Genomic DNA, 26773 nt, shown 5'->3' on the forward strand with positions numbered 1-26773 from the left:
CATTAAAATATTAATAAACAATATCTATTTTTAACTTTAAATAAAAATTTTAATTATATCAAAAATATGTGTTGTTAAATATTAAATTTCTTATTTTTTAAATTTCAGCATTTTTTTTGTTTTTTTAGTTATAATTGCACTTTTTATTTTAAATACCGCTCAGGAGGTCTATTATGGCTTTAGATTCGGCTAAAAAAGCAGAAATAGTTGCAAAATTTGCTAGAAAAGAAGGAGATACGGGTTCTCCAGAAGTTCAAATCGCACTTTTAAGCGCAAGAATTTCAGATTTAACAGAACATTTAAAAATCTACAAAAAAGATTTTTCTTCTCGTTTAGGTCTTTTAAAGCTTGTTGGTCAAAGAAAAAGACTTTTATCTTATCTAAAAAGAAAAGATTATCAAGCTTATTCTAAATTAATCAGCGAATTAAATTTAAGAGATAAATAAGCCTCGTGCTTATTTATCTTTAATATATTTTATTTTAGTTATTTACCACTTCTTTAATTTAAGTTTTCAAAATTTCAATATTTTATTCACAAGAGTTTCACGATGTGATTTTAGCTTCTAAGTATCTAAAAATAGCACTTTAAGTTTTATGAGTAAAAATATTTTTCACATTTAATTTTATTGATTTTTAATGTTTTTTCACTTTTGCTATAAAAAACCCATCTGCATAATTATCTGGTAAAACTCTTTTGGCAAATGACAAGTCAAAATCATCACTTTTTGCATTAATGAAGTTAACATTTAATAAATCAAAATCTAGTAATTCTAATTTAAAATTTTCATTTCTTAACGCATTTTCTAAAACAGCTTCATTTTCTTCTCTTAAAAATGTACAAGTACTATAAACCAATTCCCCACCATGTTTTAAGGCTAGTAATGCTGAATGTAAAAGTTTTTTTTGTAAATTTGCTATTTGCTTAATTTCTTTTGTGTTTTTTTGTATTTCAAAACCCATTTTTGCAAAAGTTGAACAAGGCGCATCAAGCAAAATTTTATCAAATTTCAAAGGACAAGCTTTACCTATAGTGCGTGCGTCTTTTAAAAAGCATTTTGCAATTTTAACTTGATAATTTTCCATAGTTTTTTTTAAGGTAAAAAAGCGTGTTTTAGATAATTCACAACTTGCTAAATAACCCTCATTTTGCATAAAATTGGCCAAATTTAAACTTTTTCCACCAGGAGCTGCACACATATCTAATACACTCTCACCAGCTTTAACACCCAAGGTTTTAGCACATAAATACGAAGAATAATTTTGTATATAAAACTTACCCTCATTAAAAGCATTCATTGAGCTTAATTTGCTTTTAAAAATACTAGGTATTTTATAACAATACAAATCAATTTTTTCAAATTTTATATTTTTTTCATTTAGAATTTCTTCTAGTTTTTCATTGTCAATAAGCAAAGAATTTCTAAAAATATTGACATATTTTTCTTGATTAAAACTTTGAAGGATTTGTTCTTTTTGCTCTTTTGTATAAATTTCATCTAAAGCTGTATTTAAATCAAGCAAGGCCATAAAAATCCTTTAAAAATAAATATGCAGCTAAAGAATCAAGTTTGCCATCTTTTTTCTTTAAATTCACTACACCAAGCTCTTGTGCGTTTTTAGAGCTAAAACTCTCATCAACAAAAAAAACTTCTTTATCAAAACCAAGTAAAGATATGAAATGCTCTATTCTTTTTCGCATTTCATCTTCACTAGATCCACCCAAAGGAATTCCTACCACCAAAGTATTTACATCATAGTCTTTAATGTATTTTTTTACCTCATTTGCTGCTTGATTGCGATTTTTTCTAATGATAGCTTCAAGTGGCATGGCCATGCTTTTATTAATACACAAAGCAACACCAATACGCTTTAAACCTATATCTAACGCTAAAGTATTCATATGCAAGCTCTTATTTTCACTCCAGAAATTTCCACCAGACCCTCAAGTTCATATTCATAAACTCTATCACCAAATTTTTTCAAAACTTTTTCTAAATCATTTTCATGCTTTAAAAAGCTTAACAAATCATCCTCACTTTGCTCTTGATAAAGCTCTCCAAACATTTTTACAAATTCCTCAAAATTATGAATTAAATTTGCTTTTTTTGTGGCTAAAAGTAAATTTGTTCCTTCACTTTCATCTTTCCTATGAGGTAATACATATATAGGTTTATTCATACTCAAAGCAAGCCTTGCACTTTGCATAGAACCACTTTTTAAATCAGCTTGAGCTATTATAACAACCTCACTTAAAGCAATAATAAGCCTATTTCTTAATAAAAAATCATATGGCTTTGCTTTATATTTTGCTTCATTTTCACTTAAAGCTAATGCATTTTCATAAATATTTAAAATTTCATTTGTATTAGATTTTGGATAAATCTCATCAAGTCCATTAGCAAATATGGCTATAGTTTGAGGATAAGCTATTTTAGCTGCTTGGATATCCACACCCAAAGCCCCACCACTTACTACACAAACCTTAGTTTTTTTTAACAAAGATACTAACTCAATGAGACAATTTTTAGTATAAACACTCATTTTTCTAGAACCTATAATAGCTACTTTTCTAGCATTTAAAAGCTCTAAATTGCCTTTATAATAAATCTTTGAAGGTGGATTTAAAAGATTTTTAAAATCTTCAATATTCTCAATAAATTTCATTTAAATATACAAGTTCAACTGAATTTAACAAATCTTTACTTTGCACCAAAGCTTTAAAAGTCTTTTCTCTTGGATGACCAATAGCTATAGCAAAACCTTTCTTTCTTGCCTCTTCTACTGCTTGTTTGAGTTGATTTTTAATATATGCTATATCATCTTCATTATCTAAAAAAACATCTCTGGCTATATAAGGCTGATTAAATTGACTTACTAAATTTTTAGCTTTAGAATTTCCTATGGTTCTTGAATCTACAAAAATAAAATCATTTTGTTTAAAAGCATTAAATAATTTTTCCATAGCCTGCTTATTTGCAGTAAATAAACTTCCTGTATGGTTGTTAATAAATTTTACTTTTGGAAATTGTTCTTTTACAAAAGCAATGCGCTTGCTTATTTTTTCCATATCATCACTAGGGTGTAAAGTGTTTAATTCTGCCTTGTCATATTTTATAGCAGCAAGAGGCAAATGCACCATAAAAAAGTCAAAATCCTTTGCAAACTCAGCTGTATAAGGATGGCGTTTATCAGGTGGAAAAAAAGATGGGATTAATTTTAAATTTGTTTTTTTAAGCATATCTACATGAGTGTGACTTGCCATATCATCTATGATAATTGCTAGACGAGGCTTGGTATTTTTTTGTACTAGAATTTGAGTTTTATTATCCTCGCTTTTATCTGATATATTTTGCTCTTCATTTTTTGATTCTTTGCTTGTATTTTGATCTATTACTTCTAAAATTGAAGTTTGATTATCTTCTTTAGTTTGATTTAACTCTGTATTTACAGGGTTTAAATTTAAAATTTCACTAATATTTTTATCTAAAAATTCTAAATTTTCATTTTCTAAAGTCAAATTTATATCATTAAAACTAAAATTATTTTCTTGTTCTATTATAGGTAATGGTTCTTTTTTGTTTATTGTTTGATTATAATCTAAACCTTTATTTTCTTCTTTTTTTAAAAACAAAGCTCCAAATGCAAAAAGAAAAATTCCAATTACAACAAGACAAAGCGCTAAAAGCACTTTGTATTTTTTATTTATAGTTTTCAAATTAGTTTTTATCTTTATCAACTAATTTTTTAGCACTAATCCAAGGCATCATAGCGCGAAGTTCGCGTCCTGTTTTTTCTATCAAAGAATCATTCATTAATTTACGCTCTGCATGCATTCTTGCAAAATTCGCTCTTCTTTCCAAGATAAAATCTTTAGCAAAACTTCCATTTTGTATATCTTTTAAAACACCTTTCATAGCCTCTTTAGTTTCTTTGGTAATAATCTTAGGCCCTGTGATATAATCTCCATATTCAGCAGTATTAGAAACAGAATATCTCATATCAGCAATACCACCTTGATAAATCAAATCTACAATTAATTTCATTTCATGCAAACACTCAAAATACGCCATTTCAGGTTCATACCCTGCTTCAACTAAGGTTTCAAAACCAGCTTGGATTAAAGCACTAAGTCCTCCACAAAGCACCGCTTGTTCGCCAAATAAATCTGTTTCAGTTTCAGCTTTAAAAGTCGTTTCTATAATACCTGTTCTACCACCACCTATAGCACTAGCATAACTTAAAGCTAAATTTTTAGCATTTTTACTTTCATCTTGGTGGATAGCAATTAAACAAGGAGTGCCCCCGCCTATACTAAATTCATGTCTTACAGTATGACCTGGAGCTTTAGGAGCTATCATAATCACATCTATACCTTTTGGAGCAACAATTTGTCCATAATGGATATTAAATCCATGTGCAAATGCTAGAGTTTTACCTGCTTTTAATTCAGTTTTAATTTCTTCATTAAAAATTTCACTTTGAATTTCATCAGGAGCTAAAATCATAATCAAATCTGCTTCTTTAATAGCTTCTTTTACACTTTTTACTATAAAATTTGCTTTTTGAGCTTTTGCCCAACTTTGCCCACCCTCTTTTAAGCCTATGATCACTTCTACACCACTATCTCTTAAATTCATAGCATGAGCATGACCTTGAGAGCCAAAACCTATAATAGCTACTTTTTTTGATTTTATTAAATTAATATCACAATCTTTATCATAATAAATTGACACAGCCATTATGCACTCCTAAAATTAAAATTAAAGCAAAGATTATAACTAAAAAATATAAATTTAATCCTTTTATGATAAAATTTAAGTTTTGAAAAATTACTATAAAGAGTATTATGAAAGAATTATTTAATCAACTAAGCTATGGTCTAAATGCTGATGAAATTACCAATAAAAGCAAGCAAATCATTAGAGAGTTGCTAACTTGCGATATCATTAAATTTTATAAAAACAAATACTATTTAAAAGATGGCTTTACTTTTGGTAAGATTGATATTTCAGCTAATGGAACGGGATTTTTAGAAAGTTTTGATCCTGTTTTTAAGCGTGATTTGCTCATAGAAAATAAAAATTTAAAAGGAGCAAATTATGCTGATATAGTTGTGGCAAAATTACTTCCTCTTAAAAAAAAGCGTCCAAGTGCTAAAGTTATCTTAATACTTAAAAGAGCCCATGAAACTTCTTTGGTTATAACTAAAAAATACGGCGAAGCAGTCCTTGGAGTAAATATTCAAACAGGACTCACATGTGCCTTAAAAGCCTCTCAAAAATCCTTAAAAACTCTACCTTTAGGAACTATTTTAAAAATAGAAAATCATGATAATAATATCACTGAAGTGATAGGGCATATTGATGATGATTTTGTAGATGAAAAACTTTCCTTAGCACTTTTTAATAAAAATGCAGTTTTTGATAATTTATGTGAAAATGAAGCAAGAGCTTATGGAAATGAAGTTGATGCGAGTATGTATCCATCAAGAAAAGATCTTAGAAATTTAAATTTTTGTACCATTGATCCAATTGATGCAAAAGATTTTGATGATGCAATTTATTATGATAAAAATGAGCATGCTATTTATGTAGCCATAGCTGATGTAAGTACTTATGTGCATGCTTATAGTGCTATTGATAAAGAAGCAAGATCGAGGGGTTTTTCGATTTATTTTCCTCATATTGCTATACCTATGTTACCAAGAGCTTTGAGTGAAAATATTTGCTCACTAAAACCTAATAAAGATAGATTAGCATTTTGTTTTAAAATAAGCTTAGATCAAAACAATGAAGTGATTAAAGAAGAGCTTTTTGAGGCTATTATCAACTCAAAACGCCGTTTTAATTACGATGAAGTTGATGAGTATTTACAAAAGCAAGAAGATTTAGGCGCAATCAATTGGCTTTATGAGGTTTTCAAAATCACTCAAAATTTACGAAAAAAACGATTAAAAAATGCTTGTGAGTTTAAAACCCAAGAGCTAAGAATGACTTTAGATGAAAATAATAAACTCACAAAAACACGCCTTGAAAATGACACTGCCTCGCATAATTTAATCGAAGATTGCATGCTTTTAGCTAATAAAGCTGCAGCAAAACTCATTGATATAGGAGTTTTTAGAAATCATTTAAATCCTGATTATAAAAAAATAGATCAATTGCTAGCTGATCTTTCAACACTTAGTATAGATATTAATCCTAAAAATAATGTCATAGAATTATTTAAAGACATTCAAGTCTTAGCAAATGAGCTAAATATAAGAGAAGAAGTAGATAAACTCATCATCAAAGCGCAAAAAAAAGCAGAATATTCTAGTGAAAATGCAGGGCATTTTGGCTTAGGTTTTGATAAATATACCCATTTTACAAGTCCTATTAGAAGATATTCTGATCTTATATTACATAGACTTTTAAAAGCTAAAATCAATAATGATGAAAAAATGTTTAATTATTTGCTTTTAAACATACAAAGCACTTGTGAGGAATTAAGCTTATTAGAAAGAGAAGCAGATAAAGTTGCTTGGCATTTCATGGATAGAAAATTTGCAAGATGGGCAAAAGAAAATATAGGAAAAAGATTTAAGGCTTTAGTGGTAGAAAATCAAAGTTCATTGCAAGTAAAATTAAATGATGAAATTAAGGGGGCTTTGATTACCATCATAGGTTCAAGGGCAAATTTATTAGAAAATATAGAAGTAGAAATCACTGAAGTAGATATTGTTAGTGCTAAAATTTTTGGCAAAATCACCAAGCATTTTAGTTTAGAAAGAAACCAAAATGTATAAAAATCAACTCCAAAGCTTACTTAATAGCAATAATTTTCCTAATTATTTCTTACTTTATGGAGCGGATAATTTCCAAATAGAGCTTTATACTAAATTTATTAAAGACAAATACTCTTTTGATGAGAGTTTAAGATTTTATTTTGAAGAATATGATTTTAAGCAAGCATATGATTATTTATCTAGCGCTTCCTTATTTAGCGAAAGAAAATTGCTAGAAATCAAAACTCAAAAGAAAATCCCAAGTAAAGAACTCAAGCAACTTTTACAGCTTTGTCAAAATTCGCAAGATAATTATTTTTTACTTGAAATTTATGATGAAAGCTCCAAACAAAGTGAAGCGGAGAAAATTTTTGCTAATAATTTTTGTAGATTTTATAAAGTAAATTCAGCTAAGGAAGGCATGGAATTACTAGCTTTAAAAGCTAAAGAATTAAATATTAACATTACTCAAAATGCCCTTTATGCTCTTTTTTATAATTTTAATGAAAATTTATATTTAGCGGCTAATGAGTTAAATAAATTTAGTGGTCTAAATATCGATGAAAAAATCATCCAAGAGCATTGTTATAGTTTAAGTACTATTAGTTTTGAAAGTTTTTTTGATAAATTAATGCAAAAAAAAGATTTAAGGAGTGAACTTGAAAATATTTTAGAAAATTACAATGAAATAGCATTGATTAATGCCTTATATGCAAATTTTTCTAGACTTTTTAAAATAGCTTTATATGTTAAAATTTATGGAAATTTAGACTTGAAAGAAATTTTAGGCTATGCTCCACCTATTTCTGTGGCACAAAATCTTCAAAAACAAGCTCTTATGATCAAAATATCACAATATAAAAATATCTTTCTGACACTTTGTAATTGCGAATATGAATTAAAAAAGAATTCTAAAATAGAAAAAAAAGAATTTTTAATCGCAACACTTTTACAACTTAGCTCCATATTAAAAAGTTAAATTAAGAAAACTTATGGTAAAATAAAATTTGCATTTTATGCAAAATCCTTGCCTAAAATTTTAGGCTTTATATCCATAAGGAGAAATTAAATGAGACATTATGAAGTTTTATTCATATTAAAACCAACACTTACAGAAGAAGAAGTAAGTGCTAAGTTGGAATTCGTAAAAGAAGTCCTTACAAAAAATGGCGCAGAAATTGAAAGCGTAGTTCCAATGGGAACAAGAAAACTTGCGTACAAAATTAAAAAATATGAAAGAGGAACTTATTTTGTGATTTATTTCAAAGCTCCTACAAATTTAATAGCAGAGCTTGAAAGGGTATTAAGAATCACTGAAGAAGTAATCAGATTTTTAATCGTAAAATATGAAAATAAAAAAGAAATTGCAGCTTGGGAAAGACTAAGCAAGGGTATCAAACAAAATAAAAAAGAAATTAAAGCTAGTGAAAGCACAGAAGGCTAATTAATGTTTAACAAAGTCGTTTTAGTAGGGAATCTTACAAGGGACATAGAAATGCGTTATGCTCCATCAGGTAGCGCAATAGGCTCTTCTGCTATAGCTGTAACAAGAAGATTTAGTACAAATACAGGAGAAAAAAGAGAGGAAACCTGCTTTATCGACATTAGCTTTTTTGGAAGAACTGCAGAAATTGCTAATCAATACCTTAATAAAGGTAGTAAAATTTTAATCGAAGGTCGTTTGAGATTTGAGCAATGGAGCGATCAAAATGGACAAAACAGATCAAAGCATAGTATTCAAGTTGAAAATTTAGAAATGCTAGGTTCAACTGTACAAAATAATCAACAAAGTAATTTTGAAAATCAAAATTATGGTTATAATCAAAATTTTAATCAACAACAAAGCTTTGATCCTTATGCTCAAGTACAAACTAGAACAAATTCATCTAATAATACCTATCAAAATCCTCAAAAGGAAGCCCCTATGAAGGAAATTGATATTGATAAATATGATGATGATACAGAATTACCATTTTAAAGGAAAAAACATGGCAGAAAAAAGAAAATACTCACGCAAATATTGTAAATATACTGAAGCTAAAGTTGATTTTATAGACTATAAAGATACAGCATTGCTAAAACATGCTTTATCAGAAAGATTTAAAATCATGCCACGCCGTTTAACAGGCACTAGCAAAAAACACCAAGAAATGGTTGAAGTTGCTATTAAGCGTGCAAGACATGTAGCACTTATCCCTTATATCGTAGATAGAAAAGAAGTTGTTACTAATCCTTTTGAAGGACTATAATTATTAAATCAAACCCAAGCTTTTTAAGCTTGGGAAAATAAAAGGTTGTTTTATGTTTTCAGATATAGAATCTGAAATTTATGTTATTTTACTTGCATCCGTTGCTATTATAGCAGTTTTAAATCCTTTTGGAAATCTTCCACAATTTATTGCAATGACTGAAGGTCTAGATGCTGATATAAGAAAAAAACTTTTTAGAAATATCATTTACACTGCATTTTGTATTGTTTTAGTTTTTTTACTTTCTGGACCATTTATCATGAAATATTTATTTAAAATAGATATTAATGATTTACGAGTTGCAGGTGGTTTGATTTTAATCATTATGAGTACAAAAAATCTACTTTTCACCCCATCAAGCACTCAATTTCAACACTATCAAGGATTAAGCCACAAAGAATTATTAAAAAAAAGTATAGTGCCAATGGCATTTCCTATGCTTGTAGGACCTGGAACACTTTCTACCATAGTAGTTATTTCAGAAGATCAAAATTTAGCTATAGCCATAGCTTCTGTATTACTTACTTTTGCTTTTATTTTTGCTTTATTTCACTTTTCAGCTACTATTGAAAAAGTTATCGGTAAGCTTGTGCTTTATGTTTTTTCACGCATTGCTTTAGTTTTTATTATGGCTATGGGAGTAAAAATGATAGCTATTGGAATTCAAACTTACATTCAATCTACCTAGGATAAATAAAAAAACTTTTTTGTAAAAACACTTCTTCATTTACTGCTTTATTAGTATTTAACAACACACTAATATTTACCACTATAATACTTTTTGCATGAATATACTTTGCAATTAATTTATTATTTTTACATTCACCCAAAGGATAAGCATAATCAATTCGTATTTTTGTATTATTATATTCAAAATTATATTCACTTAAACATTCTTTACCCTCCAAATAGGCTTGATATAAAAAATATTTAGCAAACTCTTTTGCATCATGAAGTAAAATATTTCCTTGGGTATAAAGCGTTAAATCTTTCATAATTCTTGGTGGATATGAAGAAATTTTTATTATAAACGCCATAATAAAAGAAATAAATAAAATAAAAAATATTGTATATATCATTGCAAATGATTTTTTCACAAAAGCATCCATTTATCTAAACATCTATTTTGAGTATTACTGCAAATTGTAATTTTTAATAACTCACCATCATGCTTGAAAATAAGTTTTGAAATATTTTGAGCTAATAAAAATACTTGTTTGTTGTGATTTAAATCATCAATTTGCATATAAATATTTTTATTTTTCAAATACACCTTAATATAAGCATATAAAATAGTATAAAATCCGCTAAAACTCTCATCAAAAAAATTGATTTTTTCTCTATCATCAACTAATATTTTATAGATTTTTGAATTTTTTATATCATAAATATACATATAATCACTAGTGTATATTTTCAACTTCTTCATACTATGCATATCTTTATAATTGCTCAAAATTCCTTCAGAAATTCCATTTTCTATAAAATGCAAATTACTTTTTGGGCTAAAAAAACTTCCATTATTTTCTAAAATAATACCACTGAAGTTTAATTTTTTTAATGACAAATCATAAAAAATATCATCATTTGCACTCATATAACACTCAAAAGAATTACTTGTAAATATTGCATTCAAGCAAGAATTATAAATTTTCTCCATGCTAAGTAAAGCTTGATTTAAATCAAAAAATATTTCACTAGATTTTTTAACATTAAAACTATAATTATAAATATACATAGCTGGATTAATTAAAATAGTAATCAAAATACCCAAAATAACAAGGCTTAACGCAAGTTCCAATAAACTAAAAGCCTTTTTCATCCACAAAAGCTTCTTTATAGGATAAATCTTTTATTTTTAAAGATTTGAGTTTAAATTCATCACTAGTGTATTCTAAAAAGTTGTAAGTATTTATATTTATCTCTTTTGCTTTATATGAAGGAATTTTCTTTAGCAATTCTTTTTCTTCATTAAAAAGGGTTTGATTTTGCCATATAACATTTAAAGATTTATTTGCAAATACAAGATAATAAGATCCAAAAATAAAAGATAAAATTACAATACAAAAAGCAAGCTCTAGGAGACTAAAAGCTTGCTTCATTTATTTAAACTTGCATTAAAAGCTTCAAAAAAGGCACCGCGTAAAGCTCTTTTTTCCAAAGCTTCAATTCCTTTTATAGTTACCCCTGCTGGAGAACAAATTTTTTCTTTAATAATAGCAGGATGAGCATGATTAAACAAAGCACTAAAGCTTTCAAAACTTGCGCGAGTAAGCTCATAACTAAGCTCATTTTTTAAACCATTTTTCACACCTGCATTAGCTAAACTTTCTGCTACCAAAGCTAAAAATGCAGGAGCACAACCACTCAAAACCATAGCTATATCAAATTCTTTTTCATTTTGCAAACTTATGGCTTTACCAAAAGTATTTAACAAAGATAAAATTTCATCTTTAAATAAATCTTTTTCCATTAAATAAGCAGTTGTAGAAGCTTTAAATTCGGCTGCTGTATTTGGCATAATTTTCACATAATTTTGTGCATCAATACAATGAAGCCGCTCAAAAGTAGTGTTTGCTAAAACCGAAATAAGCCATCTTGCCTTGCCTTTTAATTTAACAGCTACTTCCTCTAACGCATAAGGTTTAAAAGCCAAAATAATATTTTTATTATCCATATCAAACTCATCATATGATAATACTTTTAAATTTAAACCACTGGCTTTTTTTAAATCCCTAGCAACAATAACTACTTTATAAGTATCCTCTAAACCTTTAGCTATAGCACTTGCCATAGCACCATTTCCTAAAATATAAATTTCAGACATTATTTTGTTTGTTTAATAAAAGCTGAAATCTTTTCAGACTGAAAATAATTAGGATATTTGCTTGTATCTAAAATCACTTGCACTAAAGAGTTATTATCATAATTCATCACAACAGGTGCTAAAAAATTTACCGTAGATTCTTCTAATGGCTCATTAATAGCCACTATAACAAACACACCAAAATTAGTTTGCTCATTTAAAGCTAATAATTCTTGATAATAATCAGGCACTTCAAAATCATAATCAGGACGGATCATATAAGGATCAATCATCACAAAAGAAAAATCTTTACCATCAAGGCTTTTAAGTCTATAAAAAACCTCGTCTATTTTATAAAAATTCATATTTTTGGTATCTTCAAAACCTAAAATAGGACATTTAACTTCTAAGTTCATCTTGCCTCCTAAAATCTATTAACTAAGAAATTACAACTCATTAAGCAATTTTAGTTCCAATTTTAAAAATTACACTAATTAAGAGTTTTTGACTATAATTTTAGTTTTAAAAATTAACAATTTCATAAACATAAAAACATTATAATTACAATTATTAAATTTATTAAGGTAACACAATGAAAAAACTTTTTATTTTTTCACTTATTATTGCAGGTTTATTTTTAGGAGCATGTAGCTCGAAAAAAGCTGAAGATTTATATAATCTAAGTTCTATGGAATGGTATCAACAAATTATAAAAGATTTACAAGAAAAAAATCTTGAAGCAGCTGATAAACACTATACCTCAATGGCAGGTGAGCATATTGCTGATCCATTATTAGAACAAACTTTACTTATATTAGCTCAAGCTCATATTAGTGAAGAAGAATATGAAATGGCAAATTTTTATCTTGATGAATATTTAAATAAATTTGGTGATTCTAAAAATGTAGCTTATATAAGATATTTAAAAATCAAAGCTAAATTTGACTCTTTTGCTGTTCCAAATCGTAACCAAGCCTTAATGCTAAAAACAATAGAAGAAATCAAAGAATACAATCAAAACTATCCCAATGTACAATATAATGATTTAATCGATACTATGCTAACTAAATTTAATCTTGCAGTTTTTTACCTTGATACAAGTATAGCAGAGTTATATCAGAAAAAAAACAGAGAGCAAAGCTATGAGATTTATAAGCAAAAAATCGAAAATTCCGATTTTAATAAAATCGATATGATTAAACCAGAACTTCCATGGTATAGAAAAATATTTGAAGAAGGTATAATGTAATGAAATTAGAAAATACTCAAAACTATCCAACAAAACTTCCCATTCTTGTAGAAGATGAGCTTTTTTTATACCCTTTTATGATAACACCTATTTTTTTAAATGATATGCAAAATATTAAAGCCTTAGATACCGCTTTACAAAATGAAAGTATGATTTTTGTGGCACCATCAAAAATTGAAGGTGGGCGTGGCTTTGATGATATATATGATTGTGGTGTCATTGGGAGTATTATGAGAAAAGTTCCACTGCCTGATGGTAGGATTAAAATTTTATTCCAAGGATATGCAAAAGCCAAGATTGTTGAGAGAATTTCGGATGATCCTTTATATGCTTTAGTTGATTTAATTCATCAAGAGCCAATTTGCAATACAAAAAAAGAAGCTATTATAGAAGTAGTTAGAGAAAAAGCAAAAGCTTTATCGACTGTGAGTCATTATTTTCCACCTGATCTTTTAAGAACTATAGAAGAAGATGTCGAGCCTAGCAGAATTTGTGATCTAATATTAAATTCTATTAAAATCAAAAAACAACAAGCTTATGAATTTTTTATCGAAACTAATTTAGAAACTAAGCTTTTAAATTTAATTGATTATTTAGCTAAAGAAATTGAAGCAAATAAAATCCAAAAAGAAATCAAAAATAAAGTTCATTCTAAAATTGACAAGGTTAATAAAGAATACTTTTTAAAAGAACAACTCAAACAAATTCAAAGAGAGCTTGGAAGCGATATACAAAAAGAAAGCGAAGTAGAGGAATATAATAAAAAATTAGAAAAGAAAAAAGCTTTTATGTATGAAGAGGCTTATAAAGAAATCAAAAAGCAAATTCAAAAATATGAAAGAATTCATCAAGATAATTCAGAAGCTTCTATGGTGCAAACTTACATAGAAACGGTTTTAGATATACCTTTTGAGCACTCCTCAAAGAAAAAACTAAATTTAAAAGATGTATCTTTACAACTCAATAGTGATCACTATGCCCTAGAAAAACCAAAAGAGCGTATTGAAGAATACTTTGCAGTTAAAGAACTTTTAGAAAAACGCAAGATTAAAGATAGAGATGGTGCAAAAGTCATCTTGTGCTTAGTTGGCCCTCCTGGTGTTGGCAAGACTTCTTTAGCAAATTCAGTCGCAAAGGCATTAAAAAGAGAGTTAGTGCGCATAGCTTTAGGTGGTTTAGAAGATGTTAATGAACTAAGAGGACATAGAAGAACCTATATAGGAGCTATGCCAGGACGCATTATACAAGGACTTATAGAAGCAAAACAAAGCAACCCAGTAGTTGTGCTTGATGAGATTGATAAACTAAGTCGCAATCATAGAGGAGATCCAAGTGCAGTTTTACTTGAAATCTTAGATCCTGAACAAAATACTAAATTTAGAGATTATTATCTAAATTTCAACATCGATTTAAGCAAAATCATTTTCATAGCTACTGCAAATGATGCAAGTTTAATTCCACCTGCTCTAAAAGATAGAATGGAATTTATAGAACTTAGCTCTTACACCCCTCAAGAGAAATTCCAAATAGCCAAAAACTATCTCATACCTGATGAAATAAAAAAACATGGATTAAAAAAAGAAGAAATAAGCTTTAGTGATGATGCTATAGAATTAATAGTAAATGAATATACTAGAGAATCAGGTGTAAGAAATTTAAGAAGAAAAATTGCTGAAATTTGTAGAAAATGTGTTAAAAAACTTCTTTTAGAAAAAGATATTAAAAATATTGAAATTAATGATAAAAATTTAAAAGATTTTTTAAGTAAAAAAGTCTTTGAAATAGAAAAGCACGAAAAAGAAAATAAAATCGGACAGGTAAATGGACTTGCTTGGACTGCGGTAGGTGGAGATGTATTGAAAATCGAAGCCATTAAAATCAAAGGCAAGGGTGATCTAACTTTAACAGGGAGCTTAGGTGATGTGATGAAAGAATCAGCAAAAATTGCTCAAAGTCTTGTTAAGAATTTAATCGATGATGAACAAATTAAAGTCTCAAAGAAACTTTTCTACAAAGAAGATGAAAACATATATAATCAATATAATCTTCACATTCATGTACCAGATGGAGCCACTCCAAAAGACGGACCAAGTGCAGGTATAACTATTACCACAGCCATTGCTTCTATTTTTAGCGACAAGAAAGTAAAATCAAATGTTGCAATGACTGGAGAAATTGATCTAATGGGCAATGTTCTACCAATAGGTGGTTTAAAAGAAAAACTTATTGCTGCTTATAAAGCTGATATTAAAACAGCCATTATCCCACATAAAAACTATGAAAGAGATTTAAAAGATATTCCTGAAGAAGTAGTAAAAAATATGAAAATTATTGGGGTGAAAAATTTACAAGAAGTTTTAAAAATAGCTCTTATCTAAATTAGAAGCTTTAAGCTTCTAATTTATTCATAACTACTCTACTTTCATTTTCAAGTTCTCTTATATCATTAATAATAGAGTCATAATCTTCTTTTGATATATTATCCTTTTTAGCTATTTTTATAGCTTTACTTGCCGCGCTTTGTATTTTCTCACTCTTAATCTCCATTTCATTTTGAGAAATTAAAGGACAGAAAATACTTTTTGCATCTTCATCTTTACATAAAGTTGAAATAGGATCTAGATTTTGAAGATTTTCTTGAGAACCATTTAGAGTTAAATAAACATCAGATTTATATAATATATGATCTATTTTCATTGCAGAAAGAGTTAAATCAGAAGCAAAATTAACAAATTCTTTTCCTAAATGAGAGCTTTTATCCTCTAATTCTTTAAATGCCTCACTAAAATCAGCAACTTTACTATCAGAAGAATTTGCAATATCAAACACTTTTTCGCTATTTTCTTGTATAGAAGCAATTTCTTGATTCATTACTTGAATTGCTAAAGTAATTTCACCTGTTGCTTTTTGTGTTTTTTCAGCAAGTTGTCTTACTTCATCTGCAACTACCGCAAAACCTCTACCATGCTCTCCCGCACGAGCTGCTTCAATAGCTGCATTTAATGCAAGTAGGTTAGTTTGATCTGCAATATCCCTAATTACCTCAACAATTGCATTGATACTCTGAGCATTAGATGCAAAAGTATTTACAGCATTTTTACTTTCATCAGCCACTTGCATCATTGATGAAATTGAATCCTGTAAATTACCTACTTCTAAACCATTTTTTTGTGCTGTATTTGAGATTATTCTAATATCACCAAAAACTTCTCTCATAAGTTTGATGATTTTATTTAATGCAGAAGACAAATCGTTTAAATTTTTATTTTGACTATTTAAACTCAAGTCCATAAGTTCTCTTGATAAAGCATTTTTAAAAACAGATTTTCCTGTTTTTTCTATATCATCTAAAGCTTTATTAATAAAGTTAATATTATGAACAAAAATACCTTTTAAACCTTCAGGGATAGCTCTTCTAAAATATTCACCTTTTTGAGAACAAGCAATTGAAGTATTTATCTCTCTTAAATAAGCTTCTAAACCATCTATTGTATTATTAAGATTATCAGCAATTTCTTTTAATTTTTTATTAGCACATTTAATATATACAATTCTTGAATCAAAATTACCATTTTTTAACTCTCTACTAAGATGTAAAATCTTATCGCTAAATTGTTCTTCTTTTTTTAAAATAAACAATCCATATATAAATAAACAAAACAAAACTAAAAAGAAACCTAAGGAAATAAACTCTGCATAAAACAAAGAATTAATACAAGCTACTATGCTTAAAACTATACCAAGAAACAAAATATTTTTCATAAGAAATCCTTTTTTATTTTTGAATTTTCATCATTAGTTCATTATAGGTCACCCCATAAGATTTTACTATTGCTTTTAACTCTTCTATTCCAGATTTAATACCACCATCTTTTTCTTTCAACAAAAGAACTTTATAAATTTCTTCTATTGTTTTGATAGCTTCCATATTTGGTTTTCTTCTAACTGAATAATAATTTAAAATGTTTCCATTTTCATCACATGAAGCAGTTATATTAGCAAAAACCCAATAATAATCATTATATTTTGTTTTATTTTTTACAAAAGCAAAAACTTCTTTTTTAAGCTGAATGTTATCCCATAAATATTTAAAAACCGTTCTTGGCATATCAGGATGACGCATGATACTGTGAGGTTTGTATAAAATTTCCTCAATTTTATAATCAGAATATCTCAAAAAATCCTCATTTGCATAAATAATCTCACCTTTTAAATTAGTTTTTGATGTTATTAAAACATCCGAGGTTAGAATTTTTTCTGAAGACATAACACAATCTCCTTAGTTTAAAATTAAAATGGGAGTAATTATATCTCAATATAAAATAATAATTTATAAACAAAATTTATCAAATTCATCTTTGAAGCTCTAAAATTAATTGATTATAACTCATACCATAAGAATTAACTATCTTAACAAGTTCATCCACTCCGGCTTTTATACCATCTTTTTCTTCTATTTCTAAAAGAATTTTATAAACTTGCTCTATGGTTGATATTGCCTCTCTTTTAGGTTTTCTTCTAACTGAATAATAATTTATAATATTTCCTTGTTCATCAAAAGAAGCTGTAACATTAGTAAAAACCCAATAATAATCATTTTGTTTGGTTTTATTTTTAACAAAAGCAAAAATTTCTTTTCCATCTTGTATATAATCCCATAAACATTTAAAAACAGTTTTTGGCATATCAGGATGACGCACAATATTATGAGGTTTATATAAAATTTCCTCCATTTTATAACCCGCATATTTTAAAAAATCATCATTAGCATAAATAATATCCCCTTTTAAATCTGTCTTAGAGGTTATTAATGTATCTGGTTCTAAAATTTTTTCTTGCGACATTTTTTTCCTTATAATTTATTTACAAAATATTATATTTCATTTATCATAAAATTTCATTGAAATTAAAACCTTTGTCATAAAGTATCTTTCTGACTAATTCTTGATGTTCTTTTCCTTTTGTTTCCAAAGTAATTGAAATCATCGCATCACCATACTCTAGCTTAGTGGAAAATCTATCATAATCAATTTTAACTATATTAGCTTGAGCTTCTTTTATAGCATCACTCAAAGTACTCAAAGCTCCTGGTTTATCAACCAAAGTAACATTGATAAGCATTTTTCTAAAAGCTTTAAACAAACCTTTTTCTATGATAATATTTAACATTTGTACATCAATATTTCCACCGCTTAAAATCACGCCTATTTTTTTATGATTTTTTAAATCTATTTTTTTATGTAAAAGTGCAGCAACTGCTGATGCTCCAGCACCTTCAACTGTGATTTTGTGTTTTTCAAGTAAATACAACACCGCATTAGCTATTTCTTCATCATCAACTTGAATAAAATCATTAACACATTCAAGAATAATATCAAAATTAATTTTATTTACATCACGCACCGCAATACCATCAGCTATGGTTCTCACAGCCTTTGAATTGATTATTTTTTTACTTTTAAAACTCTCATACATAGCAGGAGCTCCTTTAGCACTTACTCCAATAACTTTTATATTAGGATTAATCTGCTTAGCAGCACTCGCCACTCCACTAATCAAACCTCCACCACCAACTGGAGCTAAAATCATATCTAAATCACTTATTTCATCAAGCATTTCAAGCATTAAAGTACCCTGCCCTGCTATAATACTTTCATTTTCAAAAGGATGAATAAAATTTAAATGATGTTCTTTAGCATAATTTAACGCATAAGCATAAGCCTCATCAAAATTATCTCCTTTTAAAATCACTTTTGCACCTAAATTTTTAGTTGCACTTACTTTTAGCAAAGGTGTAGCTTCAGGCATAACAATCACAGCTTCTATCCCAAATTTTTTAGCACTAATTGCAACTCCTTGTGCATGATTTCCAGCGCTTGCAGCTATTACACCTGCTTGCTTTTGTTCTTTACTTAAATTAGCAATAGCATTATAAGCACCTCTGATTTTATAAGCACCTGTTTTTTGTAAATTTTCACATTTTAGAAAAACATCAGTATCTAAAAACTCACTTAAAAAAGAAGAGTGCACCAAAGGGGTTTTTAATACAAAATCTGCAATTTTTTGCTTTGCTTGATAAATTTTATTTAACTCAATCATGATTTACCTTTTTATCTAATTCTATTTTAATACAACGATCTTGAACGCAATTTATACCAAATTTTTTACATTTTTGCATTATTTCATCGTTAATAATACCAAGTTGCATCCAAAAATTTTTAACATTTTTAGCTAAAAGATCTTCAAAAATTTCATTTGCGTAACTTGCTTTTCTAAACATTACAACCGTATCAATTTCAAAAGGAATTTCCCTTAAATTTCTATAAACTTTCTCGTTTAAAATAAAATCTTCTTTGGGATAGATAGGATAAATTGTATAAGATAAATCTTGTAAATATTTACTTACAAAATACGAAGGTTTTTCTTGATTAGGACTAAGTCCTATAATGGCGATATTTTTCATAGAACTTAGTATTTTATGAGTATCACACAATGCTTTTTCCTTACTTTTAAAAAAAGCATTGTATCTAAAATAAAATTAACAAAAAGTTTTTTTAACTATTAATAAATAATATAAAACAAGAGCAAACAAAACAAGTACAGCACAAAGTGCATAGACATTAGCAAAACCTATACTTGGTTCAACAATACCCAACAGATAAGGACTAACTCCTATGCCAAAATCCAAAGATAGAAAAAAAGTAGAATTAGCTAACCCCATTTTTTCTTTAGGAGCTAGTTTGATAGCCAAAGCTTGTGCGCTTGAAGTAGCATTTGCATAACCTAGTGCACAAAATATACCGGCGATAATAATCATATAAAAATTTTTTGCAAACGCAAGTAAAAGTAAACACAATATAAAACTAAATAATGAAAAAATTATTACAATATTAGCTCCATGTTTATCAAATACCTTTCCAGCAAGAGGTCTAAAAACTATAGAAAATCCAGCATATATTACAAAAAACATAGATCCAGCAAAGCTTAAATTTAAACTTTGAGTATAAGCACTCATATAAGCTATAATAGCTCCAAAAGGACATGCGATCAAAAAAGTAATCAAAGCCAAATTTAAAACTGATTTTTCAAAATAATTATAAATACTAAATTTTCTTTTTACATGATAATGTTTTTTAAATCTTCTTACTTTTAAAAAAATTGATAAAACTAATGCAAAGATAATACTCACACTTGCAATTAAAAAGCTTAGTTGAAATAAGTTGATAGAGTCAAGTTTTATGGCCAAAAAAGGCCCTAAAGCTGAAGTTAAAACAACACTCGTAGCATAATACCCTATACCAATTCCTCTTTTATTACTAGGTATTATTCTAGCAATAGCTGCCCCACAAGCACAAGAACAAATTCCATAGCAAACTCCAGCTAAAAAGCGTATCAATACCAAAAAATACACATTATAAAATTTCAAATACATTAAATTAATAAAAAGATAAAATAAAAGTGAAAATATAATCACTTTTTTTATATTAATACCATCAATAATAGAACCAAAATAAAGTCTAGAAAGCAAAGCGCCTATAACAAAAGCACCCATTATAAGTCCTGCGGTGCTAGTTTGAAGATTTAAAACACCCAAAACATAATCTGTACTAGAAATAGTACTCATATAAAAAACAAGACAAATAACAAAATTTATCCCAAAAATACAGAAAAAATTTATATTAAATAAATTATATTTCTTACTAAGACCCATGAAAAAACCTTTCTTAAATTTTTTCATTGATATAATCAAGTAATTTTAAAAGCACTTCTTGATCTTGTTCATCTAATATATCTAAGATTTCTTTTTCATATTTTCTTATACAAACATTTGCATCAAAAAAAATTTCTTTACCCTTGGCACTTAAAGTAATGATCTTTTCTCTTTTATCATCAGCTTTTAAAAACTCTATATATTCAAGTTTTGCTAGTTTGGAAACAACTCTAGAAAGTATAGCTTTATCCATTTGATAAAATTCACATATTGGAGCTAAAGTGCTATTTTGATGATGGCTTAAATAAACAAAAACTCTCCAATCACTTGATTTCAATCCAAATGGCTTTAAAATTTCATTGACTTTATAGAGTATTTTTCTATTTGTATAAGTAATTTTTTGAAAAAATATGAGAAATCCTTTGTAAAAATTAATTGATTAAATCAACTATTTTAATAGTAACAAAGATTACATAAATTCTAACTTATATAAGTTTTTTCCTTAAATACATTCTGCATTTAAGATAAAAAATATCAAAAAATTAAAGCTTGTAACTTTGTTATAATATTTTAAATTTACAAATATTTGTAGTATTGACAAACTCAAATTAGCTTAGATTAAACTATGACTTTAGAGACTTTATTTATACTAATAAAACTTGCATTATTATTTTATAATGCTTAACATAATTTAACATAAGTCAATAAATTTTACCACTAAGTATTATAAAATATTAAAAATTATCACAATAAAGGTTGTAATCATGATCGATATTTATCCTTATATACTAATAATACATTTATTTTGTGCTATATTTTTTATAGGATTTTTATTTACCGATGTATTCTTATTAAGAAAATTAAATTTGGATATAAAAAATACAATTAAAATAATGCCACCTATTGTATTGATTTTATTTCTTAGCGGTTTATATTTAGCTCATTTTCACTTAAATTTATTAAATTGGATATTTATTTGCAAAATATTCTTTGCTTTTTGTATTTTTATATTAATACTATTTTCTCTTTTTTATAAAATAATCTTAAAAAAACAAAATCCTTTTCATGCATATATTCATCCTATTGTATTTATTTTTACTATAATTATTGTAATATGTGCAAAATTAATGTTTTATATTGTTATTTGATTTTCAAATAAACACCACATTCAAGATGATTTGTGTTTGCAAATTGATCAAAAAATGCAAATTTGGATATTTTATGAGTTTTGCATAATTTCTCAAGGTTTTCTTTTAAAGTGATAGGATTGCACGATATATAAATGATATTTTCATAATTTTTAATAAGTTCAATCACACTTAAATCAAGTCCTGCTCTTGGAGGATCAACTAAGACATGAGATATTTTAAAACCATCTAAATCTATGTCTTTTAAGCGATTAAATTCCCTTTCTTTTTTCAATGCTTGACTTAACTCTTCACTAGAAAGCCTTGTAAAAGTTATATTTTCAATAGAATTTAAAACGCAATTTTTTAAAGCAAACTCAATATTTTTCTTAGAAATTTCAGTTGCTAAAACTTTTTTAAAATTTCTTGCTAAAGCTATAGTAAAATTTCCATAACCACAATAAAGCTCTAATAAATCTTGCTTAAAATCACTCTCTACACAAGATACAACCCATTCGATCATCTTTTCATTAATAAAAGTATTGGGTTGGATAAAACAATCATTATTAAACTCATATGAAAATTCATTTGTATTGATGTTTAAAATTTGTCTTAAATTTTCTCCATTAAATACAAGTTTTTTACCCCTACTTCTTGCTATGAGCTTGAGATTTAATTTTTCTGCTAATTCTTGTAAATCTTGTGTGATTAGCTCTATATTTTTATGGAAAAGTAAAGTTATACTTAAATCTAATTTTGTAGCTAAAAACTCTACTCCAAAAAGCTTTTCTTTTAAATTTTCATTTAGATTATTTAATAAAATAGGCATATATTTTTGAATTTTTTCATCTGCTATATCAAAATTTTCAATAGGAATTTTTTTCTTATTTTCAAACATTGCATAAGAAATTTTCCCATTTTCATGATGATATATAGAAAATTCCGCCCTAGTTCTATAAGCTTTTAAAGGTGATTTAAAGCACTGAATTTCTCCATCATATAAAGAAGAAAACAATGCTTTGTTTAAAGCAATTTTTTCTTCAAAATACATTTACGCATCTACCTTTTTGCCAACCACAAAAAGTAAAGCTATCATAGCTAAGATTCCAAAAACAAGTCCTAACCATACATTAAGTCCTAATGCTACCGGTAAATAACCACAAAGTATACTAATAGCACAAACACTCAAAGCATAAGGCATTTGTGTACTAACATGAGCTAAAAGATCACACTTACTTCCCATAGATGAAAGTATAGTTGTATCAGAAATTGGTGAGCAATGATCTCCAAAAATAGCTCCTGTTAAAACCCCTGAAATATTAATAATCATATATTGGTGCAACTCTGCTCCGCTTAATTCATTATGAACCCCAACAGCCATAGCTAAAGGAATAGCCAAAGGCATTAAAATACCCATAGTTCCATAACTAGTTCCCGTTGAAAAAGAAATAATAGAAGCAAAAATAAAAATTGCTGTAGGAAGCAAATAAAGAGGTGTTTTATCTGAAAATAAGTCAATTAAATATTTAGAAGTTCCCAAATCTTTAATCACAGAAGCTAATGACCATGCACAAAGTAAAATAATCACAGTCATAATCATAGTTCTCCAGCCATGAGTCCAAACCGCAATAGCTTCTTTTAAAGTAAATATTTTTCTATACATTCCCAAAATAATAGCTACTATAGTAGCTAAAAGTGCTGCTTGAAATAATACAACTGAAGCATCAGCTGCGCCAAAAGTCTCTCTAAAAGCAAATAAACTAAGCGGTGCTGCATCAATTTGTGCTTTAACACTCACATCATCTAAGGCATTATAACCACTAAAATAAAAACCTATAAATGAAAACACAATCAAGATAGCTAAAGGTATAATAGCATTAGAAGCTTGCAATTTTACATGCTCTTTTGGCTCTAAGACCTTATCTTCTATATTATCAATTTGTTCATGACCATGAGAAAATTTACCCGCTCTAGCTCTAAGCTCAGCTTTTAACATAGGTCCAAATTCCCTACCTGTATAAATAGTCAAAACAACAAAAATCAACATAAAAAGATTATAAAATCTATAAGGTAAGGTTTGTACAAAGATTTCAAAAGCGTTAATTTCTTCTTTTACTACACCTAAATGTGCAAAAGTTGCATTATCAATTAGATCATATCCGCTGCGAATTAAAGAAATTTCAAGTCCTATCCAAGTAGAAATGATAGCAAGACCGGTAATTGGTGCTGCAGTTGCATCCATTATAAAAGCAAGCTTTTCACGGCTTACTCTAAATTTATCTGTTACCGGACGCATGATAGGACCTACGATTAATGAATTGGCATAATCATCAAAGAAAATAAAAATTCCCATGCACCAAGTAGCAAATTGTGAGCTTTTTGCTTGTTTAGCTTTAGTAGAAAGCCAAATAGCTACTGCTTTTGTCCCCCCTGTTTTGGTAATAAGAGCTACAACACCACCTATAGTTAAAACTTGCAATAAAATTCCTGCATTACCCGGACTTGCCATGGCATTTACCACTTTGGAAATAAAGCCTGTAAAAGAAGCAATGATAGCATGGTAAATACTATTTTCAATAAGTCCTAACATAAAAGTACCACTTAATGCACCAATAAATAACGAAAGTACTACATCTTTAGTAACAAAAGCTAAAATAATAGCTATCACCGGTGGTAAAAGCGTCCAAGCTCCAAAAAGTTCTGCATTTGCTTGTGTATCAGCAAATAACAACAAAGGAGCTAATAATAAATAAAAAATTTTCATAATTATCCTTAAGTTTTTATATTTTTTCGCTAAAAGTTCCCGCCCATGTTTGAGTCACAGGCATAAGCTCTATTTCATTAATATTAATATGCTCAGGTAAGCTAATGATAAAAGTAATAATTTTTGCTATATCTTCAGCTTTGATATATTTAGTATTTTCATAAACCTCATCAGCTTTTTTAATATCACCTTTAAATCTCACTTCACTAAATTCAGTTTTACAAAGCCCTGGAGCAATATTTGTTACTTTTATATTGCTTCCGCGCAAATCCGTTCTTAAAGCTTTAGAAAATTGTGCCACAAAAGCTTTCGTACCACAATAAACATTACCTCCATAATAAGGTACATTAGCTGCAATTGAGCCAAGATTAATTATGTGGGCATTTTTTACTTTTCTAAGTAAAGGTAAAGCAGCTCTTGCTACATATAAAAAGCCTTTGATATTAGTATCTACCATGGCTTCAATATCTTCAATATCCAAAGAATCAAATTCATTTAAACCTAAAGCAAGACCTGCGTTGTTAATAAGCAAAGAAATATTGCCAAAATCTTGAGGTAAATTTTCAATTGATGCAAAAACTGCTTGTTTATCTCTAACATCAAGTTCTATGGGATAAATTTTATCCCCATAAAGCTCTTGTAGTTTTTCTAATCTATCTTTGCGTCTTGCTATAGCTATAACTTTATAATCAAGTTCTATTAAAGCTTTTAAACTCTCTAGTCCAAAACCTGAACTTACTCCAGTTATTAAAGCAGTTTTCATGGTTGTGTCTCTTCATATAGCATCAAATTCTCATTTTCCTTTAAACCAAGTTTTTTTAGATATTTAATATTTTGTTCTTTTTTTGCAATTATGGCAAAATCAAGAGCGTTAAATCCCAAATCATCAATTTCTTTATAATTTGCTTTGTAATCTATAAGCAACTTAAGCATTTTTACATCTGCATAGTTTGCTCCATGCATAAAAATATTTTTAGAAGTATGCTCAAGTGCACATAAAGTAATGAAATATGGCGTATTACTTCCCATACTAGCAATAGAAAGTTTTTCATTATCGTTAATGTATTTTTGATTTACATTAGCTCCATTTTCTAACAAAACTTTTGCAACCTTATAATTGTTGTATTCAACTGCATAAAACAAAGGTGTTTTTCCAAAAGAATTTCTATAATCAATAATAGCCCCATTTTCTAATAAAAGCTTGACATTATCTGCACTATCTAATGCAAAAAACAAAGCAGACTCATAACCTTCATTTATTTTTACACCTAATTTTATAAACTCACTTATAATTTGACTTTCTCTATTGTTTAACAAAGCAGATTTAAAACCATTATTTAATTCTAAATTGCTAATTTTTTTAGAATAAATATATTCTTTTATTTGTTCTAAAGAGTTGTTTTTATTAGCCACAAATTTTTCAAAGTCCGAAATATCTTTAAAGATTTTAGTCTCGCCAACTGCCCAATTTAAAAATTCATTCAAAGCATTACTAGCAAAGTAAATAGCACTTGCTTTATCTAGATTAAATTCGTTTTGAAAATATTTTGTTAAAGGATTAATCGCATTATTATACTCTTTCCAAAATTCCTTAAAGAGCTTAAAATTTCCTATACTTTGATAAGCCCAAAATCTAAAATAAGCTTTTAATTTTGCAAATTTTTCTTCAAGTATTATAGGATCTTGTAAAGTTTTTTGATAAACTTGCGGATCAAGCGCAATTTCTAATAATTTAAAATCAAATTTTCTCAAATCGCTAAAATATTCCCCTCCCATACAGGCACTATTACTTCCTCTAATTTCATTAGCAAGCTCATATAATCTTTTTGTAATTTGATTATTTTTTAAAGAAAAATCGCAATTTAAATCTACTTGAGCAAAATCTTGAGAAACTTGTGGTTTAAACTCTTTAAAAAAATCCATCTTATTTTCTTTGACATACCCGCAAGTGTAATCTAAAGCTAATGCATTTAAACTTATAATCAAACTAAATAATAAAATCCTCAAATATTTTCCTTTGATATAAATTAAATCACTATTTTAACTAAATTTTTGCTTTAATAACAATTAATTAATTTAAAATTCATACAATGATTATTTT

General features: G+C 27.7%; 30 protein-coding genes. 9 read left to right on the forward strand and 21 right to left on the reverse strand.

Annotated elements, in window-relative coordinates; genetic code table 11:
• The first annotated feature begins 173 nt into the window (after positions 1–173).
• On the forward strand, positions 174–446 hold the full coding sequence (gene rpsO, locus L8Y18_RS00490) for a 30S ribosomal protein S15 (RefSeq protein WP_012661650.1): 273 nt from the start codon (positions 174–176) through the stop codon (positions 444–446).
• A gap of 187 nt (positions 447–633) precedes the next feature.
• On the opposite strand, the gene L8Y18_RS00495 is transcribed toward rpsO, so the two are convergent.
• The 5 genes from L8Y18_RS00495 to ilvC are packed head-to-tail and all read right to left on the reverse strand — an operon-like array spanning position 634 to position 4739.
• Complete coding sequence (locus L8Y18_RS00495) at positions 634–1527, reverse strand: RsmB/NOP family class I SAM-dependent RNA methyltransferase (RefSeq protein ID WP_263673135.1); 894 nt, start codon at positions 1525–1527, stop codon at positions 634–636.
• Positions 1514–1900, reverse strand: coding sequence for a Holliday junction resolvase RuvX (gene ruvX, locus L8Y18_RS00500; RefSeq protein WP_263664421.1), 387 nt, complete (start codon positions 1898–1900; stop codon positions 1514–1516). The genes L8Y18_RS00495 and ruvX overlap by 14 nt, the downstream gene beginning before the upstream one ends.
• Positions 1897–2664, reverse strand: a complete 768-nt coding sequence (locus tag L8Y18_RS00505) for a DNA-protecting protein DprA (protein WP_263664420.1) — start codon at positions 2662–2664, stop codon at positions 1897–1899. The genes ruvX and L8Y18_RS00505 overlap by 4 nt, the downstream gene beginning before the upstream one ends.
• Positions 2651–3688, reverse strand: a complete 1038-nt coding sequence (locus L8Y18_RS00510; protein WP_263676061.1) for a divergent polysaccharide deacetylase family protein — start codon at positions 3686–3688, stop codon at positions 2651–2653. The genes L8Y18_RS00505 and L8Y18_RS00510 overlap by 14 nt, the downstream gene beginning before the upstream one ends.
• A 28-nt stretch (positions 3689–3716) precedes the next feature.
• Positions 3717–4739 (reverse strand): ketol-acid reductoisomerase, encoded by a 1023-nt coding sequence (ilvC, locus tag L8Y18_RS00515; RefSeq protein WP_263676062.1) that lies wholly within the window; start codon positions 4737–4739, stop codon positions 3717–3719.
• Between the two features lie 107 nt (positions 4740–4846).
• Here ilvC and L8Y18_RS00520 point away from each other — a divergent pair, with 107 nt between their 5' ends.
• The 6 genes from L8Y18_RS00520 to L8Y18_RS00545 all read left to right on the forward strand — a co-directional run bounded on the left by L8Y18_RS00520 (position 4847) and on the right by L8Y18_RS00545 (position 9703).
• Positions 4847–6787, forward strand: a complete 1941-nt coding sequence (locus L8Y18_RS00520; RefSeq protein WP_263664418.1) for a VacB/RNase II family 3'-5' exoribonuclease — start codon at positions 4847–4849, stop codon at positions 6785–6787.
• Complete coding sequence (holA, locus tag L8Y18_RS00525; protein ID WP_263664417.1) at positions 6780–7745, forward strand: DNA polymerase III subunit delta; 966 nt, start codon at positions 6780–6782, stop codon at positions 7743–7745. Before L8Y18_RS00520 ends, holA begins: the two co-directional genes overlap by 8 nt.
• Before the next feature lie 90 nt (positions 7746–7835).
• Complete coding sequence (rpsF, locus tag L8Y18_RS00530) at positions 7836–8210, forward strand: 30S ribosomal protein S6 (RefSeq protein ID WP_133318789.1); 375 nt, start codon at positions 7836–7838, stop codon at positions 8208–8210.
• A 3-nt stretch (positions 8211–8213) separates the two neighbouring features.
• Positions 8214–8744: a single-stranded DNA-binding protein gene (locus tag L8Y18_RS00535; protein WP_133318788.1), complete on the forward strand. Its 531-nt coding sequence runs from the start codon at positions 8214–8216 to the stop codon at positions 8742–8744.
• 10 nt (positions 8745–8754) lie between these two features.
• The gene (gene rpsR, locus L8Y18_RS00540) at positions 8755–9015 is read left to right on the forward strand and encodes a 30S ribosomal protein S18 (protein ID WP_039618521.1); all 261 of its coding nucleotides are present in this window, start codon (positions 8755–8757) and stop codon (positions 9013–9015) included.
• Between the two features lie 52 nt (positions 9016–9067).
• Complete coding sequence (locus L8Y18_RS00545) at positions 9068–9703, forward strand: MarC family protein (RefSeq protein ID WP_263659084.1); 636 nt, start codon at positions 9068–9070, stop codon at positions 9701–9703.
• On the opposite strand, the gene L8Y18_RS00550 is transcribed toward L8Y18_RS00545, so the two are convergent.
• The 5 genes from L8Y18_RS00550 to fliW all read right to left on the reverse strand — a co-directional run bounded on the left by L8Y18_RS00550 (position 9696) and on the right by fliW (position 12237).
• Positions 9696–10010 (reverse strand): hypothetical protein, encoded by a 315-nt coding sequence (locus tag L8Y18_RS00550; RefSeq protein WP_263660089.1) that lies wholly within the window; start codon positions 10008–10010, stop codon positions 9696–9698. The two genes, L8Y18_RS00545 and L8Y18_RS00550, sit on opposite strands and share 8 nt — an antisense overlap.
• A gap of 98 nt (positions 10011–10108) precedes the next feature.
• On the reverse strand, positions 10109–10837 hold the full coding sequence (locus L8Y18_RS00555) for a prepilin-type N-terminal cleavage/methylation domain-containing protein (RefSeq protein ID WP_263664416.1): 729 nt from the start codon (positions 10835–10837) through the stop codon (positions 10109–10111).
• Positions 10821–11117, reverse strand: coding sequence for a hypothetical protein (locus L8Y18_RS00560; RefSeq protein WP_263664415.1), 297 nt, complete (start codon positions 11115–11117; stop codon positions 10821–10823). The genes L8Y18_RS00555 and L8Y18_RS00560 overlap by 17 nt, the downstream gene beginning before the upstream one ends.
• Positions 11114–11842, reverse strand: a complete 729-nt coding sequence (locus tag L8Y18_RS00565) for a pyrroline-5-carboxylate reductase (protein WP_263659080.1) — start codon at positions 11840–11842, stop codon at positions 11114–11116. The genes L8Y18_RS00560 and L8Y18_RS00565 overlap by 4 nt, the downstream gene beginning before the upstream one ends.
• Positions 11842–12237: a flagellar assembly protein FliW gene (gene fliW / locus L8Y18_RS00570; protein ID WP_012661666.1), complete on the reverse strand. Its 396-nt coding sequence runs from the start codon at positions 12235–12237 to the stop codon at positions 11842–11844. The genes L8Y18_RS00565 and fliW overlap by 1 nt, the downstream gene beginning before the upstream one ends.
• 176 nt (positions 12238–12413) lie before the next feature.
• Here fliW and bamD point away from each other — a divergent pair, with 176 nt between their 5' ends.
• Positions 12414–13070: an outer membrane protein assembly factor BamD gene (gene bamD / locus L8Y18_RS00575; protein ID WP_133318782.1), complete on the forward strand. Its 657-nt coding sequence runs from the start codon at positions 12414–12416 to the stop codon at positions 13068–13070.
• A complete protein-coding gene (lon, locus tag L8Y18_RS00580) occupies positions 13070–15448 on the forward strand; it encodes an endopeptidase La (protein WP_133318781.1) in 2379 nt (792 codons plus the stop codon). Before bamD ends, lon begins: the two co-directional genes overlap by 1 nt.
• A gap of 10 nt (positions 15449–15458) precedes the next feature.
• On the opposite strand, the gene L8Y18_RS08660 is transcribed toward lon, so the two are convergent.
• The 11 genes from L8Y18_RS08660 to L8Y18_RS00635 form a co-directional block, all read right to left on the reverse strand.
• On the reverse strand, positions 15459–16832 hold the full coding sequence (locus tag L8Y18_RS08660) for a methyl-accepting chemotaxis protein (RefSeq protein ID WP_133318780.1): 1374 nt from the start codon (positions 16830–16832) through the stop codon (positions 15459–15461).
• 13 nt (positions 16833–16845) lie between these two features.
• A complete protein-coding gene (locus tag L8Y18_RS00590) occupies positions 16846–17337 on the reverse strand; it encodes a PAS domain-containing protein (protein WP_133318779.1) in 492 nt (163 codons plus the stop codon).
• Positions 17338–17422: 85 nt separating this feature from the next.
• Positions 17423–17914 carry a PAS domain-containing protein gene (locus L8Y18_RS00595; RefSeq protein ID WP_133318778.1) on the reverse strand — a complete coding sequence of 164 codons (492 nt, stop codon included), beginning with the start codon at positions 17912–17914 and terminating at the stop codon, positions 17423–17425.
• Positions 17915–17957: 43 nt separating this feature from the next.
• A complete protein-coding gene (gene ilvA / locus L8Y18_RS00600; RefSeq protein WP_263662534.1) occupies positions 17958–19169 on the reverse strand; it encodes a threonine ammonia-lyase in 1212 nt (403 codons plus the stop codon).
• Positions 19162–19533, reverse strand: a complete 372-nt coding sequence (locus tag L8Y18_RS00605; RefSeq protein ID WP_257928492.1) for a CoA-binding protein — start codon at positions 19531–19533, stop codon at positions 19162–19164. Before L8Y18_RS00605 ends, ilvA begins: the two co-directional genes overlap by 8 nt.
• Positions 19534–19608: 75 nt before the next feature.
• Positions 19609–20781 (reverse strand): MFS transporter, encoded by a 1173-nt coding sequence (locus L8Y18_RS00610; RefSeq protein ID WP_263659077.1) that lies wholly within the window; start codon positions 20779–20781, stop codon positions 19609–19611.
• Positions 20782–20794: 13 nt separating this feature from the next.
• Positions 20795–21118: a MarR family winged helix-turn-helix transcriptional regulator gene (locus L8Y18_RS00615; protein WP_133318774.1), complete on the reverse strand. Its 324-nt coding sequence runs from the start codon at positions 21116–21118 to the stop codon at positions 20795–20797.
• A gap of 803 nt (positions 21119–21921) precedes the next feature.
• Complete coding sequence (gene trmA / locus L8Y18_RS00620; protein ID WP_263659076.1) at positions 21922–22959, reverse strand: tRNA (uridine(54)-C5)-methyltransferase TrmA; 1038 nt, start codon at positions 22957–22959, stop codon at positions 21922–21924.
• Positions 22960–24672, reverse strand: a complete 1713-nt coding sequence (locus L8Y18_RS00625; protein ID WP_263676064.1) for a Na+/H+ antiporter NhaC family protein — start codon at positions 24670–24672, stop codon at positions 22960–22962.
• Between the two features lie 16 nt (positions 24673–24688).
• A complete protein-coding gene (locus L8Y18_RS00630; RefSeq protein ID WP_263659074.1) occupies positions 24689–25435 on the reverse strand; it encodes an SDR family NAD(P)-dependent oxidoreductase in 747 nt (248 codons plus the stop codon).
• Positions 25432–26679: an ankyrin repeat domain-containing protein gene (locus tag L8Y18_RS00635; protein ID WP_133318769.1), complete on the reverse strand. Its 1248-nt coding sequence runs from the start codon at positions 26677–26679 to the stop codon at positions 25432–25434. The genes L8Y18_RS00630 and L8Y18_RS00635 overlap by 4 nt, the downstream gene beginning before the upstream one ends.
• Positions 26680–26773: the final 94 nt, after the last annotated feature.

This window comes from Campylobacter sp. CNRCH_2007_0968H (genome assembly GCF_025773245.1).
GTDB classification, from domain to species: Bacteria; Campylobacterota; Campylobacteria; order Campylobacterales; family Campylobacteraceae; genus Campylobacter_D; species Campylobacter_D lari_D.

Coding starts and splice junctions, on each gene's coding strand:
- ruvX (WP_263664421.1), bottom strand. CDS start 1,900: ATGAATACTTTAGCGTTAGATATAGGTTTAAAGCGTATTGGTGTTGCT.
- L8Y18_RS00605 (WP_257928492.1), bottom strand. CDS start 19,533: ATGAAAAATATCGCCATTATAGGACTTAGTCCTAATCAAGAAAAACCT.
- ilvA (WP_263662534.1), bottom strand. CDS start 19,169: ATGATTGAGTTAAATAAAATTTATCAAGCAAAGCAAAAAATTGCAGAT.
- L8Y18_RS00610 (WP_263659077.1), bottom strand. CDS start 20,781: ATGGGTCTTAGTAAGAAATATAATTTATTTAATATAAATTTTTTCTGT.
- L8Y18_RS00555 (WP_263664416.1), bottom strand. CDS start 10,837: ATGAAAAAGGCTTTTAGTTTATTGGAACTTGCGTTAAGCCTTGTTATT.
- L8Y18_RS00560 (WP_263664415.1), bottom strand. CDS start 11,117: ATGAAGCAAGCTTTTAGTCTCCTAGAGCTTGCTTTTTGTATTGTAATT.
- L8Y18_RS00505 (WP_263664420.1), bottom strand. CDS start 2,664: ATGAAATTTATTGAGAATATTGAAGATTTTAAAAATCTTTTAAATCCA.
- rpsO (WP_012661650.1), top strand. CDS start 174: ATGGCTTTAGATTCGGCTAAAAAAGCAGAAATAGTTGCAAAATTTGCT.
- L8Y18_RS08660 (WP_133318780.1), bottom strand. CDS start 16,832: ATGAAAAATATTTTGTTTCTTGGTATAGTTTTAAGCATAGTAGCTTGT.
- L8Y18_RS00535 (WP_133318788.1), top strand. CDS start 8,214: ATGTTTAACAAAGTCGTTTTAGTAGGGAATCTTACAAGGGACATAGAA.
- L8Y18_RS00545 (WP_263659084.1), top strand. CDS start 9,068: ATGTTTTCAGATATAGAATCTGAAATTTATGTTATTTTACTTGCATCC.
- holA (WP_263664417.1), top strand. CDS start 6,780: ATGTATAAAAATCAACTCCAAAGCTTACTTAATAGCAATAATTTTCCT.
- L8Y18_RS00590 (WP_133318779.1), bottom strand. CDS start 17,337: ATGTCTTCAGAAAAAATTCTAACCTCGGATGTTTTAATAACATCAAAA.
- trmA (WP_263659076.1), bottom strand. CDS start 22,959: ATGTATTTTGAAGAAAAAATTGCTTTAAACAAAGCATTGTTTTCTTCT.
- L8Y18_RS00495 (WP_263673135.1), bottom strand. CDS start 1,527: ATGGCCTTGCTTGATTTAAATACAGCTTTAGATGAAATTTATACAAAA.
- L8Y18_RS00630 (WP_263659074.1), bottom strand. CDS start 25,435: ATGAAAACTGCTTTAATAACTGGAGTAAGTTCAGGTTTTGGACTAGAG.
- bamD (WP_133318782.1), top strand. CDS start 12,414: ATGAAAAAACTTTTTATTTTTTCACTTATTATTGCAGGTTTATTTTTA.
- L8Y18_RS00550 (WP_263660089.1), bottom strand. CDS start 10,010: ATGAAAGATTTAACGCTTTATACCCAAGGAAATATTTTACTTCATGAT.
- L8Y18_RS00520 (WP_263664418.1), top strand. CDS start 4,847: ATGAAAGAATTATTTAATCAACTAAGCTATGGTCTAAATGCTGATGAA.
- lon (WP_133318781.1), top strand. CDS start 13,070: ATGAAATTAGAAAATACTCAAAACTATCCAACAAAACTTCCCATTCTT.
- L8Y18_RS00625 (WP_263676064.1), bottom strand. CDS start 24,672: ATGAAAATTTTTTATTTATTATTAGCTCCTTTGTTGTTATTTGCTGAT.
- rpsF (WP_133318789.1), top strand. CDS start 7,836: ATGAGACATTATGAAGTTTTATTCATATTAAAACCAACACTTACAGAA.
- L8Y18_RS00595 (WP_133318778.1), bottom strand. CDS start 17,914: ATGTCGCAAGAAAAAATTTTAGAACCAGATACATTAATAACCTCTAAG.
- rpsR (WP_039618521.1), top strand. CDS start 8,755: ATGGCAGAAAAAAGAAAATACTCACGCAAATATTGTAAATATACTGAA.
- L8Y18_RS00565 (WP_263659080.1), bottom strand. CDS start 11,842: ATGTCTGAAATTTATATTTTAGGAAATGGTGCTATGGCAAGTGCTATA.
- ilvC (WP_263676062.1), bottom strand. CDS start 4,739: ATGGCTGTGTCAATTTATTATGATAAAGATTGTGATATTAATTTAATA.
- fliW (WP_012661666.1), bottom strand. CDS start 12,237: ATGAACTTAGAAGTTAAATGTCCTATTTTAGGTTTTGAAGATACCAAA.